Annotated in this window: 14 protein-coding genes; 2 read left to right on the top strand and 12 right to left on the bottom strand. The window is 69.7% G+C overall.

The window, feature by feature from the left end:
* Window positions 1-622 precede the first annotated feature (622 nt).
* From Ato02nite_RS35860 to Ato02nite_RS35840, 5 genes are all read right to left on the bottom strand, one after another.
* Window positions 623-1888, bottom strand: a complete 1266-nt coding sequence (locus tag Ato02nite_RS35860) for an NtaA/DmoA family FMN-dependent monooxygenase (RefSeq protein ID WP_213011125.1) — start codon at window positions 1886-1888, stop codon at window positions 623-625.
* The gene (locus Ato02nite_RS35855; RefSeq protein ID WP_213011124.1) at window positions 1885-3120 is read right to left on the bottom strand and encodes an LLM class flavin-dependent oxidoreductase; all 1236 of its coding nucleotides are present in this window, start codon (window positions 3118-3120) and stop codon (window positions 1885-1887) included. The genes Ato02nite_RS35860 and Ato02nite_RS35855 overlap by 4 nt, the downstream gene beginning before the upstream one ends.
* An 11-nt stretch (window positions 3121-3131) precedes the next feature.
* Window positions 3132-3962 (bottom strand): LLM class flavin-dependent oxidoreductase, encoded by an 831-nt coding sequence (locus tag Ato02nite_RS35850; RefSeq protein ID WP_213011123.1) that lies wholly within the window; start codon window positions 3960-3962, stop codon window positions 3132-3134.
* Window positions 3959-4816: an LLM class F420-dependent oxidoreductase gene (locus Ato02nite_RS35845; protein ID WP_213011133.1), complete on the bottom strand. Its 858-nt coding sequence runs from the start codon at window positions 4814-4816 to the stop codon at window positions 3959-3961. Before Ato02nite_RS35845 ends, Ato02nite_RS35850 begins: the two co-directional genes overlap by 4 nt.
* Window positions 4817-4904: 88 nt before the next feature.
* Window positions 4905-6380 carry an arabinofuranosidase catalytic domain-containing protein gene (locus tag Ato02nite_RS35840; RefSeq protein WP_213011122.1) on the bottom strand — a complete coding sequence of 492 codons (1476 nt, stop codon included), beginning with the start codon at window positions 6378-6380 and terminating at the stop codon, window positions 4905-4907.
* A gap of 242 nt (window positions 6381-6622) precedes the next feature.
* On the opposite strand from Ato02nite_RS35840, the gene Ato02nite_RS35835 reads away from it, so the two are divergent.
* Window positions 6623-7891: an alkaline phosphatase gene (locus tag Ato02nite_RS35835; protein WP_213011121.1), complete on the top strand. Its 1269-nt coding sequence runs from the start codon at window positions 6623-6625 to the stop codon at window positions 7889-7891.
* A gap of 192 nt (window positions 7892-8083) precedes the next feature.
* Here the strand turns inward: Ato02nite_RS35835 and Ato02nite_RS35830 are convergent, their stop codons facing one another.
* The 5 genes from Ato02nite_RS35830 to Ato02nite_RS35810 all read right to left on the bottom strand — a co-directional run bounded on the left by Ato02nite_RS35830 (window position 8084) and on the right by Ato02nite_RS35810 (window position 12717).
* The gene (locus Ato02nite_RS35830; RefSeq protein ID WP_213011120.1) at window positions 8084-8359 is read right to left on the bottom strand and encodes a hypothetical protein; all 276 of its coding nucleotides are present in this window, start codon (window positions 8357-8359) and stop codon (window positions 8084-8086) included.
* A 118-nt stretch (window positions 8360-8477) separates the two neighbouring features.
* Window positions 8478-9065 carry a CBS domain-containing protein gene (locus tag Ato02nite_RS35825; protein WP_213011119.1) on the bottom strand — a complete coding sequence of 196 codons (588 nt, stop codon included), beginning with the start codon at window positions 9063-9065 and terminating at the stop codon, window positions 8478-8480.
* Window positions 9066-9247: 182 nt separating this feature from the next.
* Window positions 9248-10603, bottom strand: coding sequence for a polysaccharide deacetylase family protein (locus Ato02nite_RS35820; RefSeq protein WP_213011118.1), 1356 nt, complete (start codon window positions 10601-10603; stop codon window positions 9248-9250).
* Between the two features lie 66 nt (window positions 10604-10669).
* Window positions 10670-10837: a hypothetical protein gene (locus tag Ato02nite_RS35815; RefSeq protein ID WP_213011117.1), complete on the bottom strand. Its 168-nt coding sequence runs from the start codon at window positions 10835-10837 to the stop codon at window positions 10670-10672.
* Window positions 10838-11421: 584 nt separating this feature from the next.
* On the bottom strand, window positions 11422-12717 hold the full coding sequence (locus Ato02nite_RS35810; RefSeq protein WP_213011116.1) for an IS256 family transposase: 1296 nt from the start codon (window positions 12715-12717) through the stop codon (window positions 11422-11424).
* Window positions 12718-13105: 388 nt separating this feature from the next.
* Here Ato02nite_RS35810 and Ato02nite_RS35805 point away from each other — a divergent pair, with 388 nt between their 5' ends.
* Window positions 13106-13495, top strand: coding sequence for a YybH family protein (locus tag Ato02nite_RS35805; protein WP_213011115.1), 390 nt, complete (start codon window positions 13106-13108; stop codon window positions 13493-13495).
* A gap of 5 nt (window positions 13496-13500) precedes the next feature.
* Here the strand turns inward: Ato02nite_RS35805 and Ato02nite_RS35800 are convergent, their stop codons facing one another.
* Together Ato02nite_RS35800 and ppdK are read right to left on the bottom strand one after the other, a co-directional pair.
* Complete coding sequence (locus Ato02nite_RS35800; RefSeq protein ID WP_213011114.1) at window positions 13501-13908, bottom strand: VOC family protein; 408 nt, start codon at window positions 13906-13908, stop codon at window positions 13501-13503.
* Between the two features lie 110 nt (window positions 13909-14018).
* Entirely contained in the window at window positions 14019-16700 is a 2682-nt protein-coding gene (ppdK, locus tag Ato02nite_RS35795) for a pyruvate, phosphate dikinase (protein ID WP_213011113.1), read from the bottom strand.
* Window positions 16701-16796: the final 96 nt, after the last annotated feature.

Raw genomic sequence — 16796 nt, 5'->3', positions numbered from 1 at the left:
CGCCAGCCGGATCACCGCCAGGCGCATCACCGCCAGCCCGATCACCGCCAGCCCGATCACCGCCAGCCCGATCACCGCCAGACGCGTCACCGCCAGGCGCATCGCCACCAGACGCGTCACCGCCAGCCCGATCACCGCCAGCCCGATCACCGCCAGGCGGATTACCGCCAGACGCATCGCCGCCAGCGCATCGCCGCCAGGCGCATCGCCGCCAGACGCGTCGCCGCCGGCTGGGTCGCGGTGTCGCCGGCGGCAGCCGGTCCGTGGCAACAGCCTCGCCGCCGCATGTGCCGGGCCAGGAGGCGCTTCGAGAACACGGCACCACAACATGCGAATTACTGCAGAAGAGCTGGCCCCCAACCAGCCCTGAGCCAATCGCCATCAACCCGGGAAATGGAGAAGTTATTCGCTCGGTGGAGAAATGAGGGTCGGAGGGATTCGTTATTTTTACAGCATTGGCCCAGGGAGGCGCCAATCAATTACGGCGGCTACGACAAACGTGCTCTTGCCGGGACGGTCCGGTGCGTTCGCGGTGGCAATGCTGGACGGTTGCGGCGGGTGAAACCATGTCGTCCGGCGCACCTTTGGGCTCGCGTTGGTCGGCGCCGGTCTAAACCCCGTATCACGTCAGGCCCAGGTTCTCGCGGAGGGTCGTACCGCGGTAGTCGTCCTTGACTATGGCTCGCTTGCGCAGTTCTGGGAGTAGGCCGTTGACGACGAAGTCGTGTTGGCGGTCGTCGGCCAAGCCCTGCAGGGACAGTATGTCCAGGACGCCTGCCTCGAAGCGCTCCTGGATCGCGTCGGCCAGCTGGGATGGGGTGCCGGCCACTGACCAGTGGCCGGTGTCCTGGGCTGCCACGATCAGTTCGCGCAGGGTGTGGCCCTCGCGGATCAGGCGGCTGAAGATCTCGGCTCGGCCTCGGCGGCGGTTCAGGGCGGCTATGTCCGGCAGCAAGGTGGCCGGCACCGGTTTGTCCAGGTTGGCCGTGGACAAATCTACGCCGCCCAGCATGTCCGAGACCAGGGCGCGGTCGCGTTCGTAGTCGATTGCCTCGTGTCGTTCTCGGACCAGCCGTTGCGCCTCCGCCTCGGTGGCGCCGTAGGTGGCGTGGAACGAGCTGAAGATCAACGGTCGGCCGGGATCTCGGCCGTGTGCGGCTGCCTGGCTGCGGATGCGGTCGGTGAATGCGCGGGCGTCGGCGAGGGTGGGCAGGGCGGTGAAGACGATCTCCGCGTAGCGGGCGCCCAGGGCGATGCCGGCGGCGGACTGGCCGGCCTGGATCAGCACCGGGCGGCCCTGCGGCAGTGGCGGGATGTTGAGGGGGCCATCGACGTCGAAGAACGAACCGGAATGGTGGATCGGTTTGATCAGGGACGGGTCCAGGACCGCGTGGCCGTCCGGACCGCGGGTCAGCGCGCCGGGCTGCCAGCTGTCCCAGAGCGCGTTCACCACCTCGAGGGTCTCGGCCGCCCGGGCGTACCGCTGCTCCGGCGAAGGCAGGTCGGCGGCGCCGAAGTTGCATTCGCCGATCGACGAGGTGACCAGGTTCCACGCGGCCCGGCCGTTGCTGACGTGGTCGAGTGTGCCGAACAGCCGGGCCAGGTTGAACGGGTGGTGGAAGGTCGTCGAGACCGTCGCAATCAGCCCGGCGTGGGTGGTGACCTGGCTCAGCGCGGCCACGAAGATCAGTGGCTCCTGCGCGCCGATGGTGCCCTGCGCGCCGAAGACCAGCAGGTCGGGGACGAACAGGGCGTCGATCCGGGCGGCCTCGGCCCGTCGGGCCACCAGCTTCGCGGTTTCCAGGGTCGACTTCGAAGGATCCAGGGCCAGCTCGTACGGGCCGGGGAAGCCGCCGGCCCCGGTCACCGTGCCCAGGGTGCGCCTCACGGCAGGTCCAGGTGCTCGCGCAGCGTGGTGCCTTCGTAGGACGTACGGTAAATGCCTCGTTCTTGAAGCTCCGGCACCAGCCGGTCGACGATGTCCTCGATGGTGCCGGGCAGCAGTTGCGGCAGGATGTTGAAGCCGTCGACGGCGCCGGCCGCAAGGTATCGGGCCCACTCGTCGGCGATCCGGCCGGGCGTGCCGACGAACGAGTTGTGCCGCGGGGTAACCTCGATGACCAGGTCGCGGATGGACAGGCCGAGCTTCCGCCAGCCGGCGATGCGGTCCAGCTTGCCGGTCCGGTGCTCGATCGAGATGGTGCCGCGGGAGGGGTCGAGTTCGCCCTCGGCCGGTTCGATGTCGGGCAGCGGGCCGTCCGGGTCGTAGCCGGAGAGGTCCTTGCCCCAGTACTGCTCGAGGAACGCGATGGCCCGCGGCCCGTTGATCTGCTCCCGCTGGATCCAGGCGGCCTTCTCGGCGGCCTCGGCGGCGGTGTCGCCCAGCACCACCGAGGCACCGGGCAGGATGCGCACCGCGTCCGGCGGACGGCCGTAGGAGGCCAGCCGGGAACGCAGGTCAGCGGCGTACGCGAGGGCCTTGTCGAAGTCGGTGTTGGCCGAGAAGACCGCGTCGGCGTGCCGGGCGGCGAGGTCGCGGCCGCCGGGCGAGTCGCCGGCCTGGAAGATCACCGGGCGGGCGGGCACGGTCGGCGGCGCTGTCACCGCGAGAAGATCGGTGTGGCGGTCGATGGAGGAGCCGGCCCACATCGCCTTGGCCGCGGAGACGAACTGCGTGGCCCGCTCATACCGGCGTTCGTGCGGCAGCCATCCGCCGTACCGGAAATTCTCGCCGGTCCAGGCGTTGTCGGTGGTCACCACGTTCCAGCCGGCCCGGCCGCCGGAGATGTGATCGAGCGAGGCGAGCCGCCGGGCCAGGTCGGCCGGGAAGTTGTAGGTGGTGTTCTGGGTCGCGACCAGGCCGATGTGGGTGGTCTCGGCGGCCAGCGCGGCGAGCTCGGTGATCGCGTCGGGCCGCCCGGCCACGTCGAGGTCGTAGATGCGGCCGCGATTTTCCCGGACCCGCAGGCCCTCGCCGAGGAAGAACGCGTCGAACAGGCCGCGTTCGAGGGTCTGCACGGTCGCGACGAACGTGTCGATGTGGGTGTGTGAGGCGAAATCGTCGGCGGTCCAGACCAGCTGGGAGCCGACGCCGGTGAAGAACAGACCGAGATGGAGCATGATGCCCTCCGCTATCGTGCGCCGGCGAACTGGTTGGCGGGCCGCGGCAGACCGAGGGCCTCGCGCAGGGTGCGTCCGCCGGGCGGCGGCTGGGTGGTGGGTCCGGCCGCATTGAGGCGTACGCCGTCGACGACGCCGTCGAGTCGAGTCCGCAGCGCTTCGAAAACCACAAGATCAAGATCCGCGAACACCAGGCGTACGCCGTGAGCACGCGCCCGCCCGGTCCGCTCGATGATCTCGTCGAGGTCGGTGGCGGCGATCAGCGCGATGTCCAGGAGACCGGTGACGCCGAGGGTGTCGGCGCCGAGCACGACGGGGTGGCCCTGTGGTGGCCGGGGCGTGATCAGCGGTCCGGTCACGCCGAACCGGGCGCCGGTGAAGTTGACGTGGTGCACCCGGTCGGCGTCGAGGAACCGGCCGGTGGCCACGTCCCGGATGACCGCGTCGTCCTCCCAGGAGTCCCAGAGTTGCCGGGCCACGGTGATCACGTCGGCGATCTCCTGACGCAGCTCATCGTCGCCGAGCGGGGTGCCGCCGACGGTGGCCAGGGCGGCCGCGCTGTTGTCGGCGCCGACCACCCAGGCGGCCCGGCCCAGCGACGCGTGGTCGAGCGAGGCGAGCTGGGTGGCCAGGTGGAACGGCTCGGTGGTGGTGACGTGCAGGGTGGGCGCGAGGCCGATCCGGCTCGTGCGGCGGGACAGGTGCGCCGCGCGTACGCCCGCCTCAATTCCCGGACCGCCCGGCGAGTCACCCAGGGTGACCAGCACGAATCCGGCCGCCTCGGCGGCCCGCGCGGTCTCCGCGCCGGCGTCGCCGAGCTCCAGCGCGAGGTGCAGGGTCATCGGATCGCCTCCGCCACCTCGGTGAGCGCCTTGATGTGCGCGTCCACGCCGGACACGCCCGCGCCCGAGGTGTTGATGGCGAGGTGCGTGGCGCCGGCCTCCCGCCAGGCCCGCACGCCCTCGGCGATCGCGTCGGGCGAACCGGTCCAGGACAGGCCGCCCTCGATGCCGATCGTGGCCGGGTCGCGGCCGGCCTCAACGGCGGCCCGGTCGATGACCCGTTGGGCCGCCGCCAGTTCCGGGCCGGGCTGCACCATCGGGAACCAGCCGTCGGCGAGCCGGCCCGTCCGCCGGTAGGCCGGGGCGGACTGGGCACCGAACCAGAGCGGGATCGGGCGCTGGACCGGTCGCGGGGCGATGCCGGCGCCGGTCACCGTCTCGAACTCGCCGCGGTGGGTGATCGACCGCTCGGTCCAGTACCGGCGCAGCAGCTCGATCTGCTCGTCGTAGCGCTTGCCGCGGTCGTCGAACGGCAGGCCGAGCGCCTCGAACTCGACCGCGTTCCAGCCGACGCCGATGCCGAGCCGGAACTTCCCGCCGGTCAGGATGTCGATCTCGGCGGCCTGCTTGGCGACCAGCGCGGTCTGCCGCTGCGGCAGGATGATCACGCTGGTCACCAGCTCGATCGAGGTGATCGCGGCGAGGTAGCCGAACAGCACGAACGGCTCGTGGAAGTCGGTGTCGACGTCGTAGGGGCGGGTCCAGCCGGGGTGCGCATCCCGGTCGGCGCCGAGCACGTGGTCGGCGATCCGGATGTGCCGGTAGCCGAGTTCCTCGACGGCCTGGGCATAGGCACGCACCTCGCCCGGGTCGTCGCCGAGGCTGTTCTGGGGGAAGACCACTCCGATCCGCAAGCTCATGACCGGAGCCTATCCCCACATAACCCATAGGAAAAGACGGATCGGCCCGCCGGCACATCGGCCGGCGGGCCGCCGGTTTTCGTTACGAGGCGATCGACCAGAGCTGACAGGTGTTGTTCAGCCACATCCAGAGCCGCGCCGAGGTGCCGTTGGCGGTGCCGCAGTCCTGGTTGTCCAGGACCATGCCGCTGTTCTCGACGACCAGTTCGTACCGGCCGTTGCCGGCCGGGATGACCGCCCACTGCTGGCAGGTGTTGCCCAGCGAGCTCCACAGGTTGACCGCGGTGCCGAGCGCCTGGCCGCAGTTGACCGCGTCGAGCACCTTGTTCGCGTTGACGTTGGTGATCGTCCACTTGTTGGCGCCGACGTTGTTGAAGCGCCACTGCTGGCAGGTGTTGCCCAGGGCCTGCCACTGGTCGATCGCGGTGCCGTTGGCGGTGCCGCAGTTGACCGCGTCGAGCAGCTTGCCGCTCTGCAGGTTGGTCAGCCGGTAGGTCGCGCCGTTCACCGGGAACGTGACGCTCTTGGAGTAACCGACCGCGACGATGTTCGACTGGACCGAGTTCTCCGTGGCGTCCGACGGGTAACCGCTGGTCATCACGCCCTCGAAGAACGAGCCGACCGAGCCGTTGCTGTTGTCGCCGCCGATGCCCAGGATGATCGCGCCCTGCTTGGTCATCGGCCGGTAGCCGGACTGGGTCGGCAGCGCACCGTTGTACCGGGTGGCGAGGCCGCCGGACTGGGCGTTGCCGTCCTTGATGGCGTACGTCGAGGTGCCGTTGTTCTTCAGCACCGCGGTGACGAACGCGCTGTTCCGGCCGGTGTTCGCGGTGTTGGAGCCGTTGCCGCCGGCGAACAGGCCGTTCTCCAGGTCGGCCGCCACCCGCGGGCCGGTGGCGCAGGGCGAGAACCAGCACAGGTTGCCGAAGTAGATGGCGTCCATGTCACCGTTGCCGGTGTCCAGGTTGTTGGTCTCGGCGTTGCCGTAGTCGAAGCAGCACCGGTCGTTGACGTGGGTGCCCTCGGTGACCATGTACATGCCCTCGGGGGCGCTACCGGTAGCGACGCCGTTGGTCGCGTTGTTGCGGTAGCCGTTACCGGCGGAGATGTACACGCCGTACACCTTGTGCCCGCCGGCCGTGACCGGCAGTGCGGCCGCGTTGGAGCCCTGGTCGGCGGTGGGGTTGGCGCCGCCGCCCGGGGCGATGGTCAGGTCGTTGTGCCGGGTCGTCTGGTCGTAGATCCGGACGATCGTGCAGTAGGTGCCGGAGCAGAACGAGTCCTGAGTGGCCGCGTTGGCGTAACCGCCGGCGCTGAGCACGCCGATGTTCGAGGTCGCGCCGTCGGACCAGCGGCGAACCTGGTAGAGCGAGCCCGAGTAGGAGCCGAACAGGGCCCGGGTGGTGCTGTGCGCGGCGACGCAGGGGGTGCCGCCGGAGGCGTAGATGTCGCACGGGCCGGTGCCGGCGGCGCTGGCGTTGCCGCCGATCGCGACGAGGGAGACGGCCGTGAGGACGGCGGTGGCCAGCGCAGCCAGCCAGGGGGATCGCAGACGCATGGGGTGCCTTTCGCGGGCAGGCGAAACAGGGCCAGATCGGCTGGACGCTGCTGGGGAGTCACCCTGATGTGAACGTTAACAAGACGTTGCCCGACTATTTCAAGGTTGTCAATAGAGCTCCTGACCGTGGCCGGCGTCCTCATCTGACGGGTGAACTTCCGAAGGATCCGGCATTTCACCCCCGGAACTCCTGCACGGTGGCGACCGGGCGTTTACTCGGTGGGGAGTTCAGGGAGGGCACCATGGTCGTCCGTACCGTGAAATGGCTGGCGCCGGTCCTCGCCGCCGCCGTCGCCGCCGGCGGGTTTGCCGTGGCCCGGGCCACCAGCCGGGCCGACGCCGGGCCGGCCGCGAAAGGCCGGCCAACCGCGCGCAACGTCATCTTCATCAACGGTGACGGCATGGCCGCCGCCCACCGCGAGGCTGCCCGGCTGTTCTACGCGGGCTTCGACGGCCGGTTGACGATGGACTCGCTGCCGGTGTCCGGCCAGCTCACCACCAGCCCGCGCGACCCGGCGACCGCGGTCACCGACTCGGCCGCCGGAGCCAGCGCCTGGGCCACCGGTCAGCGCACCTACAACGGTGCCATCAGCGTCGACGTCGCCGGCCGGCCGCTGCCCACGCTCGGCGCCCAGGCCAAGGCGGCCGGGAAGGCCACCGGCCTGGTCACCACCGCCCAGGTGACCGACGCCAGCCCGGCCGCGTTCTTCGCCAACAGCACCGACCGGGCCGCCCAGGACGACATCGCCCGCCAGTACCTCGACGTCAGCAGGCCCGACGTCATCCTGGGCGGCGGCGAGGACTGGTGGCTGCCGGCCGGGCGGCCCGGCGCGTACCCCGACCAGCCGGCCGCCGACCCGGAGGAGGGCAGCCGCGGCACCAAGGGCGACCTGATCGCCCGGGCCCGCGCCAACGGCTACCAGTACGTCTCCACCGCCGCCCAGCTCACCGCCGCCCGGCGCGGCAAACTGCTCGGCCTGTTCGCCAACGAGGAGATGTTCCAGCAGCACCCGGAGGGCCAGGGCGACGTGTACGACCCGCCGGTCAGCCTGGCCACCATGACCCGCACGGCACTGGCCACCCTGTCCACCGAACGCAACGGCTTCCTCCTGTTCGTCGAGGAGGAGGCGGTCGACGAGTTCGCGCACAACAACAACGGCCGCCGCACCCTGCAGGCGATGGGCGAGCTGGAGAAGGCGGTCACGGTGGCCCGCGACTACGCGGCCGCACACCCCGACACGCTGCTGATCGTGACCGGCGACCACGAGACCGGCGGCCTGGCCGTCGAGGACACCGCCACCACCGACGAGTCCGGCGACGGCGTCTCGGCCGAGGACGGCCCGTTCCCGATCAGGGGCAGCACGCTGCGCTTCAACCTGGACTGGACCACCGAATCACACACCGGCCAGAGCGTCCCGATCACCGCGTCCGGCCCGCTGGCCGACCGTTTCACCGGCCAACACCCCAACACGTACGTCCACGAGGTGCTCGCCCCGGTCCTCACCCGCTGATGCTCAGTAGGGCGACCTCGGGAGTCGAATCCGCGGCGGCGCCCGATGACGCATCGCGTGCGCAACCGCCAGGTCGAACGTGGCGGTGGTGCTGCATGAAACTGCTTCACTGCCCATACCCGAACGCTAGCCTGCCGGATGCCGTGCGGCGCCGGCCATGGACCGGTCGGGGCGGGCCTAAGGTCCCGCCCGTCAGGCGGTGCCGGTCTCCGGTGGCACGGCCATCGGGTGGCGGTCGTCGTCGCGGGCGGCGAGGCCTTCGACGGCCCGCCGGTACTGCGCGGTGGTGATCTCGCCGGCCATCAGCTGGGTGACGAGCACGCCCTCGAGGCTTTCCACCGCGGTGGACGGCTCGGGCGCCGGCTGGCCCTCCGAGGCCTCCTGCGCGAGCCCCGGCCAGGTCCAGGCACTGACCGCCAGAATCGTGATGATCATCGCGCTGACCACGATCAGGTAGAACATCTCCATCGCCTCCCACCGGTCATGCTTGTCACCTGCCCCGCCACGGGGCAGGGACTTCCGTCCCGGCCGGGCGGGACCTGCTGCCCTGACTCACGGACCAGCGACGCCCGGGGATCAATGCCGATCATCCGATCTTGACGGCGGCCACCCCGGGAACCGTGCGGGCCAGCACCAGCACTATGCCCCGCTCGATGTCGTCCGGGAAGGTGCCGCCGAGATGAGCGACACCGGTCTCGACCGTCGCGGTCCAGCGCCTGCCCCCGCCGTACTCATCAAGTCGGTGTTGAATTTCGGCCGCCAGGACGTCGTCGCCGCGCACCATCGCCCGCAGGATGTCGCGGCGGCTGATGATGCCGACGACCGCGCCATCGGCCACCACCGGCAGGCTGCGCACGTCGCAGGACAGCATCGTCTCGGCCACGTCGGCGTCGGGCCGGGTGGTGACCGGGCCGGGCGACATGACCTCGACGACCATGGCCGGCCGGTCGGCCGGATCGGCGTCGGGCCGCCGCCGGATGTGCGCGGTCGGGTCGGCGGGCACCCGGTGGCGCAGCAGGTCGCCCTCGCTGACCATGCCGACCAGCCGGCCGGCCGCGTCGAGCACCGGCAGCGCGGTCACCGACCTCGCCGTGATCAGCAGCGCGGCGGCCTCGATCGACGCGGTCTGCGGGACGGTGTGCACCGGGCTGCTCATGATGTCCTTCGCGCGCATGGCTACACCTTCCCGCGGCGGCCGTCGAGAAGTGAGGGTCGAAAGTCCCGGCCGGAACGGGCATTTGGACCCGGGTGCCCGCCCCCGCCGGAGAGGAGCCTGATCGCTGAGAACATCGATCGAGGAGGACACCATGACCATCGCCGGCCAGGACGCCAAGGGTTTCTCTCCGGTGAAGGTCCCTAGCTGTTGATCACCGTGGCCGTTCCGGTCGCCGAGGACCAGACGATGGCGCCGTGCTGGAAGTCGTTGCGGTAACCGCCGGTGACCACGTACTCGTCGCTGGTGGGTGCGCCGAGCGCGCTGCCCATGGCGCCGATCGAGAGGTATTTCGTGAGGATGCCGCCGTGCACCTCGTGCGCGCCGGTGTTCGCCGTCCAGTAGACGTTGCCGCCCTGGAACTGCGACCCGTATCCACCGGTCAACTTCGTCTCGTCGGAGCGCGGATAGCCCAGGAACCCCGATTCAGACCCCAACGACCACCATTTCGTACGGATACCGCCCTGCACCGAGTGCGCGCCGGTCGCCGCCGACCAGTAGATCGACCCGCCCTGGAAGTGGTTGTACCAGCCACCACCGGCCCCGGCCGACTCGTCGGAGATCGGGAAGCCGAGCACCGAGGTGACGGTGCCGATCGCCCGGTACTTGGTGAGGATCGCACCCCGGACATAACGGGTGCCGGTCGTCGGCGAGTGGTAGATCCGGCCGCCCTGGAACCACTGCACCGCGGTATCCGCGGCGGTGGCGTCCAGATCACCGGTCGTGGCCGCCCCGAACACCGAGGACGCCCCGCCCGCCGCGAGGTATTTGTCGCGGATCGGCCCGCGGGTGACCGCCTGCCAGGGACTGACGAAGGCGTACCCCATGCCCTTGAGCTTGTCGATGATCTGCTGAAGGTGGCCCGGATCGCTGGACGGAATCGACACGTGCATCACGATGATCGTGCCCGGGACCGTGAACCGGTCGATCCGGGAACTCACCGTCGGCCAGTCTGCTCCCTGGTAACCGGTGGTGTCGAAGGTCCAGTCCAGGTTGACGTAGAAACCACGCGCGGCCAGGTCCCGGTTGAGGCCCGCGTCCAGGTAGCCGGAGCGGTACGGTGCCCGGAACCAGCCGGCCGAGCTGACGCCGGCCGCCCGGAAAGCCGCCTCGGTCCGGTCCAGCTGATCCCAGCGCTGCGCCTGGGTCAGGGTCATGAAGTCCGGGTGGCTGTAACTGTGGTTGATGATCTTGTGCCCGGCCGCCACCACCCGCCGCGCGTCGGCCGGGTTCTGCTCGGCGAACCGCCCGGTCATCCCGAACGCGCCGACGATGCCGTTCGCCGCGAGCACCTGCAGCACGGTCTCGAAATTGGCCCGGCTGACCGCCTGCTCGGCGGCCGTCCCGGTGCGCCAGTCCAGGTCGAAGGTCAGGCTCGCCACGTTGGCGGTGTCGTAGCCACGGGTGAACACCTGTGCCTGCCCCGGCGTGGTGTCCGACGCGACCGCCGGCGCCACCGAGGTGACGGCGACCGCCACCACCACGGCCGTCCCGGTCACGAGTCTGCGTAATCGTCGCACTTCCACGGATCTCACCTCCGTGCGCGGGCGTCGGTCGCCCGCGCCTCACCCCTCACCATGCGCGTTCCCCGCAATGCCGATCAGCTCGGCCCACAGCGCGGGCCGAAGCCGATCGAGGTCGAGGCGCCATTCCGGGTCGGCGACGACGGTGACCACGAGCGTGTCGAGACAGGACAGCTCCACGAGACGGTGCAGCCACCACTGCCGAGCCATGTGCCACCCGATATCCCCCCACCGCCGCAGACAGCCGAAACCACTCACCGAGCAGCGCGGTAGGCGCCGGCCCGGCGGTCTCGGTCCGGCGCCGCCGCACGTCCCCGGCAACGAGCGCGAGCCGGCGGCCGAGCGGCCCGGTCGCCGGCTCGCGCTCCCCAGCGGCGGGCTGACCGCATTTGCCGGCCTCACCGGTAGTCCCGGCCCCGCCCGCGGCGACCGGAACCGCCACCGGCAAGAACCGCCCACCACAACGGCCGGTCCCGCGGCAGCGGCCGCAGCACCCACGGCATCAGCCCATCGATCACGTCCGGGCCGTCGCCAGCATTCGGGCCATCGCCAGCATTCGGGCCATCACGCACGCCCGAGCCGCCGCCGACAGCCTGGTCCTCGCCGGCAACCAGAGCATCACCGACAGCCGGGCGCCACCGGCAGCCGGTGCCTCCCCACATCGGGGTCCATCGCCCGCAACCGGACCAGCCCCCACAACCAGACCGCCCGCCGCAGCCCGACCAGCCCCCACAACCAGACCGCCCGCCAAGTGGAGGGGGTCCGTACCAAGATCGGTGTTTCCGGCTCTTCGGTTAGTAGGTTTCGGCGGCCGGCCAGCGGTCACCGAAGGTGATGGCGAAGGCGTTCAGTACGGGCTTCCAACGCATCGTCCATCGGGCGCGGCCGGTCCCGGTGGGGTCCAGGCTGCGGGTCACAAGGTACAGGCATTTCATCGCGGCTTGTTCGGTCGGGAAATGTCCGCGGGCGCGGACGGCGCGCCGGTAGCGGGCGTTCAGAGACTCGATCGCGTTCGTTGAGCAGATCACGGTTCTGATCTCGACGTCGTAGTCGAGGAACGGGATGAACTCGTTCCACGCGTCACGCCAGAGCCGGATCATCGCCCGGTATCGACTACCCCATTTCTCCTCCAGATCATCAAGAGCGGCCAGTGCGGCGTCCGCGTTGACCGCGGTGTAGATCGGTTTAATGTCCTTCTTGATCGCGTCGGCGTCTCTGCGGGAGGTCAGCCGGAACGTATTGCGGATCAAATGAATGATGCAGGTCTGGACGATCGCTTCCGGCCACACGGCCTCGACCGTGTCCGGCAGTCCTTTGAGCCCGTCGCAGACGACGAAGAACACATCCCGAACGCCGCGGTTCTTCATGTCGATCAGCACGCTCATCCAGAACTTGGCGCCCTCGCCTCCGGTACCAGCCCAAAGGCCCAGCACGTCCTTCCGACCGTCGACGGTGACGCCGATGGCCGCGTAGATCGGCCGGTTCGCGACCTGTCCCTCGCGGACCTTGACCATGATCGCGTCGATGAACACGGCCACGTAGACGCTGTCGAGCGGCCGGGTCGACCATTCAGTCATCTCCGCGACGACTTTGTCGGTGATCCGCGAGATTGTTTCCTTCGATACCGACGCGCCGTAGATCTCCGCGAAATGCGCGGATATTTCTCCCGTCGTCATTCCTTTCGCGTACAACGACAGGACGATCTCGTCGACCTCGGTCAGCCGGCGTTGCCGTTTCTTGACGATCTGCGGCGCGAACGTTCCTTCCCGATCCCGGGGAACCTCGATCCGGACTTCACCGGCCGCATCCGAGATCACCGTCTTACTGCGGCTGCCATTCCGGACGTTGGTCGACTCGCGCTCCCGTGCGGCCTGGTTCTTCTCGTGGCCGAGGTGTTCGGTGATTTCCTCGTTCAACGCGGTCTCGAGCACATTCTTGGTGAACAGCTTCAACAAGCCGTCAGGGCCGGTCAGTTCCAACCCGCGGGCCTTGGCCTCGGCCACCATCGCCGCCGCAGCGGCCTGCTCCGGTGACAGCTGCCGCCCGTCACCGTCGGTCTTCTTCCGTGGACTCACAACGTTCGATGTCATCACTCACGGTGCCCATCCCGCCGGACCTCAGCCCGGCGTGTCGGGCCGGAAACACCGCTCCTGGCACAGTCCCAGTGGAGGTGGCGGTGGATGTCGGACCTCTCGTCGTCGGTGCAGATCGGTGGGCCGCAGCCGGGCGGGGTGCACAGCAGCAGCCGGGGCCCCGTGGCGAGCCGCTCGGCCGGCAGCCGCGCGCAACCGTCGGTCGTCAGTGGTCGGTCGTGTCTCGGCACGACGGCCGACTGCTCGGGGACCGGGGCTCGGTCGATGGCGAGGAAGCAAGGTCGGCGTCGATCACGCCTCCTTACGCTAGGAGCACCGGTGCCGGGCCGGACGGCTCGGGAAATTGGGGTGCGGCCGGGGCTTCGAGGTGACAAGCTCCGCGATCATGACGGGGGACAACAGAGAATTCGACGCGGCGGTGGAGCGGCATCTGGCCGCCGTCGGCGGGCGTGACCTGGACGGCTATCTCGCTACCGTGCACGACGACGTGTCACTGGTGCTGCTCGGTGGGCGCATCGTGGTCGGCAAGGCGGCGGTCGGTGAGTTTCACCGGGAGTGGTTCGCCGATCCGGACTGGAGCTGGCGGCTGACGCCGCTGCATCGCGCCACCACCGGTGGGACCGGGGCGGTGCTGTTCGCCGTGGATTACCACGACCTTGATCAGACCGGCGCGCCTTACACCATGCGTTACCTGCTGGGCCTCACGTTCGCCCGCCTCGACGCCGGGTGGCTGCTGCTGCACGACCAGAACACGCCGGCGCCGGGCGGAGACTGACGGGGTCACGAACCGACGACGTCGACCATCCACTGGATGCCGAACGTGTCTTTGCATTGGCCGAACGTGTCGCCCCACATCTGTTTCTCGAACGGCACGTGCACCTCGCCGCCGTCGGCCAGCTTGTCCCAGATCTCCTCGAGGCCCTCGCCCGGGTCGCCGCTGAGGCTGATCGTGACGTTGTTGCCGGGATTGAGGGTCATGCCGGGCGCGCTGTCGGAGGCCATCAGGTGGTAACCCTTGGGCGACAGCAGGTTGGCGTGCATCACGAGGTCGGCCAGGGCGGGGTCGGGGTTGCCGAACTCGCCGAAGGTGTTGATCTTCAGCTCGCCGCCGAGGACGGACTGGTAGAACTCCATGGCTTGGCGGGCGTTGCCGTCGAAGGTCAGGTAGGGGTTGAGCTGAGACGCCATCGCAGGCTCCCTTGGCTGTGACTTGTCCTGTCAGGGGAGGACGCTAGACCTACCCACCGACAAAAAGGCCCGGGAGAGCGAGCCACTCCCCCGGGCGGGAACAAGAAATCTCAGCGGTGATCCGACCCGGCCGAGGAGATGGCGGCCCGGCCGGCCTCGAGCCGTGCGATCGGCACCCGGAACGGCGAGCAGGACACGTAGTCGAGCCCGACCTCGTGGAAGAAGTGCACCGACTCCGGGTCGCCGCCGTGCTCGCCGCAGACGCCGAGCTTCAGCCCGGGCCGGGCCTTGCGTCCTTCGGCGGTGGCGATCCGGACCAGCCGGCCCACGCCGTCCCGGTCGATCGACTCGAACGGGCTGATGCCGAAGATGCCCAGCTCCAGGTAGCGCCAGAAGAACGCACCTTCCACGTCGTCGCGGGAGAAGCCCCAGGCCATCTGGGTCAGGTCGTTGGTGCCGAAGGAGAAGAACTCGGCGGCCTCGGCGATCTGCCCGGCGGTCAGCGCCGCCCGCGGTACCTCGATCATGGTGCCGATCAGTACCTTGACCCCGGAGTCGCCGACCACCTCGGCGATGATCTTCTCGGCTTCCGCGCGTACCGTTTCGAGTTCCTGGACGGCACCGACCAGCGGAACCATGATTTCCGGCCGAGGGCGGCCGCCCTCGGCGGCCAGCGCGACGGCGGCCTCGGCGATGGCCCGCACCTGCATGGCGAAAAGACCGGGAATGACCAGACCGAGGCGTACGCCGCGCAGGCCGAGCATCGGGTTCGACTCGTGCATCCGGCGGACGGCGGCCAGCATCCGCTCGTCGCGTTCGGACTGTTCGCCGCGGGCCTTGGCCACCGCGACCTGCACGGCCAGGTCCTCCAGCGAGGGCAGGAACTCGTGCAGCGGCGGGTCGATCAGCCGGACGGTGACGGGCAGCCCGTTCATCTCCCGGAAGATGTCCAGGAAGTCGGCCCGCTGCAACGGCTGCAGCGCGCCGAGTGCGTCGTTGCGCTCGGCCTCGGTGCGGGCCAGGATCAGCCGTTCGACGAGTTCGCGCCGGTCGCCGAGGAACATGTGCTCGGTGCGGCAGAGGCCGATGCCCTGCGCCCCGAACCGCCGCGCCCGCGCGGCGTCGGGGCCGGTGTCGGCGTTGGTGCGCACCTTCAGGGCCGCGGCCCCATCGGCATGCGTCATGAGCAGGTGTACGGCGGCCACCAGCGGCTCGTTGGCCAGCGCGGGGTCGAGGTCGCCCTCGAAGTACTGCACCACCTCGGACGGCCGGACGGGCACCTCACCGAGGTAGACCCGGCCGGTGGTGCCGTCAATGGAGATCACGTCGCCCTCGTGCACGACCTGGCCGCCGACGCTGAACTGGTCGCGGCCGATCTCGATGGCGTCGGCGCCGCACACGCAGGTCTTGCCCATCCCGCGGGCGACGACGGCGGCGTGCGAGGTCTTGCCGCCGCGGGAGGTGAGGATGCCCTGCGCCGCGATCATGCCGGACAGGTCGTCGGGGTTGGTCTCCCGGCGTACCAGAATGACCTGCCGTCCCTCGGCCGCCGCGGCCACCGCGTCGGCCGCCGAGAAGACCACCTCGCCGTAGGCGGCGCCCGGCGAGGCGCCGACGCCCCGGGTCAACGACACCGGGTCGCCGGCCAGGTCGAACCGGGGGAACATCAGCTGGGCGAGCTGCGCGCCGCTGACCCGGGTGAGCGCTTCATCGAGGTCGATCATGCCCTCGTCGATGAGCTGCGCCGCGATCGTGAAGGCGGCCGCGGCGGTGCGCTTGCCGACCCGGGTCTGCAGCATCCACAGCTTGCCGCGCTCGATGGTGAACTCGATGTCGCACAGGTCGTGGTAATGCGCCTCGAGGGTCGACATGATGCCGAGCAGCTCGTCGTACGACTTCTTGTCGATCTTTTCGAGGTCGGCCAGCGCGAGGGTGTTCCGGATGCCGGCCACCACGTCCTCGCCCTGCGCGTTCTGCAGGTAGTCGCCGTAGACACCGGTCTCGCCGGTGGACGGGTCGCGGGTGAAGGCGACGCCGGTGCCGGAGTCGGGACCGAGGTTGCCGAAGACCATGGCGACCACGTTGACGGCGGTGCCCAGGTCGGCCGGGATGCGCTCCTGGCGGCGGTAGAGCACGGCCCGGTCGGCGTTCCAGGACCGGAAGACCGCCTCGATGGCCAGGTCGAGCTGCTCGCGCGGGTCCTGCGGGAAGTCGTGGCCGGTGTGCTTGGCGAAGACCTTCTTGTACGCCGTGACCAGCGCCCGCAGATCGTCGGCGTCGAGCTGGACGTCGTCCTTGACGCCCTTGCCGACCTTCGCCGAGTGCAGGGCTTCCTCGAATTCCTCGCCGGGCACGTCGCAGACGGTCTTGCCGAACATCTGGATGAGCCGGCGGTACGAGTCCCAGGCGAACCGGTCGTTGCCGCCGGCCTGGCGGGAAAGACCGTCCACGGATTCGTCGTTGAGGCCGACGTTGAGGACGGTCTCCATCATGCCGGGCATGGAGAACTTGGCTCCGGAGCGGACCGAGACGAGCAGCGGGTCGGCCGGGTCGCCGAGGGTGCGGCCCATGGTGGTCTCGAGCGCGGCGAGGTGGGCGTCGATCTCGGCGGCGAGTCCGTCGGCGTGGTGGCCCTCGGCGAGGTAGCGCTGGCAGGCCTCGGTGGTGATGGTGAAGCCGCCGGGGACGGGCAGCCCGAGGTTGGTCATCTCGGCGAGATTCGCACCTTTGCCGCCGAGCAGGTCTTTCATATCCCTGTTGCCCTCGGCGAAGTCGTACACGAACTTGCTCATGCCAGCCACCTCCGGTTTTGATTCCGCGGCCGAACTGGTTTCTGCCCCGCGATTCGTAAGGCTATGCAGACCTTGACCGAATAGTTAACCGGTAGG

The organism is Paractinoplanes toevensis, from assembly GCF_018332695.1.
In the GTDB taxonomy this organism is placed as follows: Bacteria; Actinomycetota; Actinomycetes; order Mycobacteriales; family Micromonosporaceae; genus Actinoplanes; species Actinoplanes toevensis.
The sequence above is the reverse complement of the archived record's forward strand: the minus strand, read 5'-3'. Positions and strand labels throughout refer to the sequence as shown.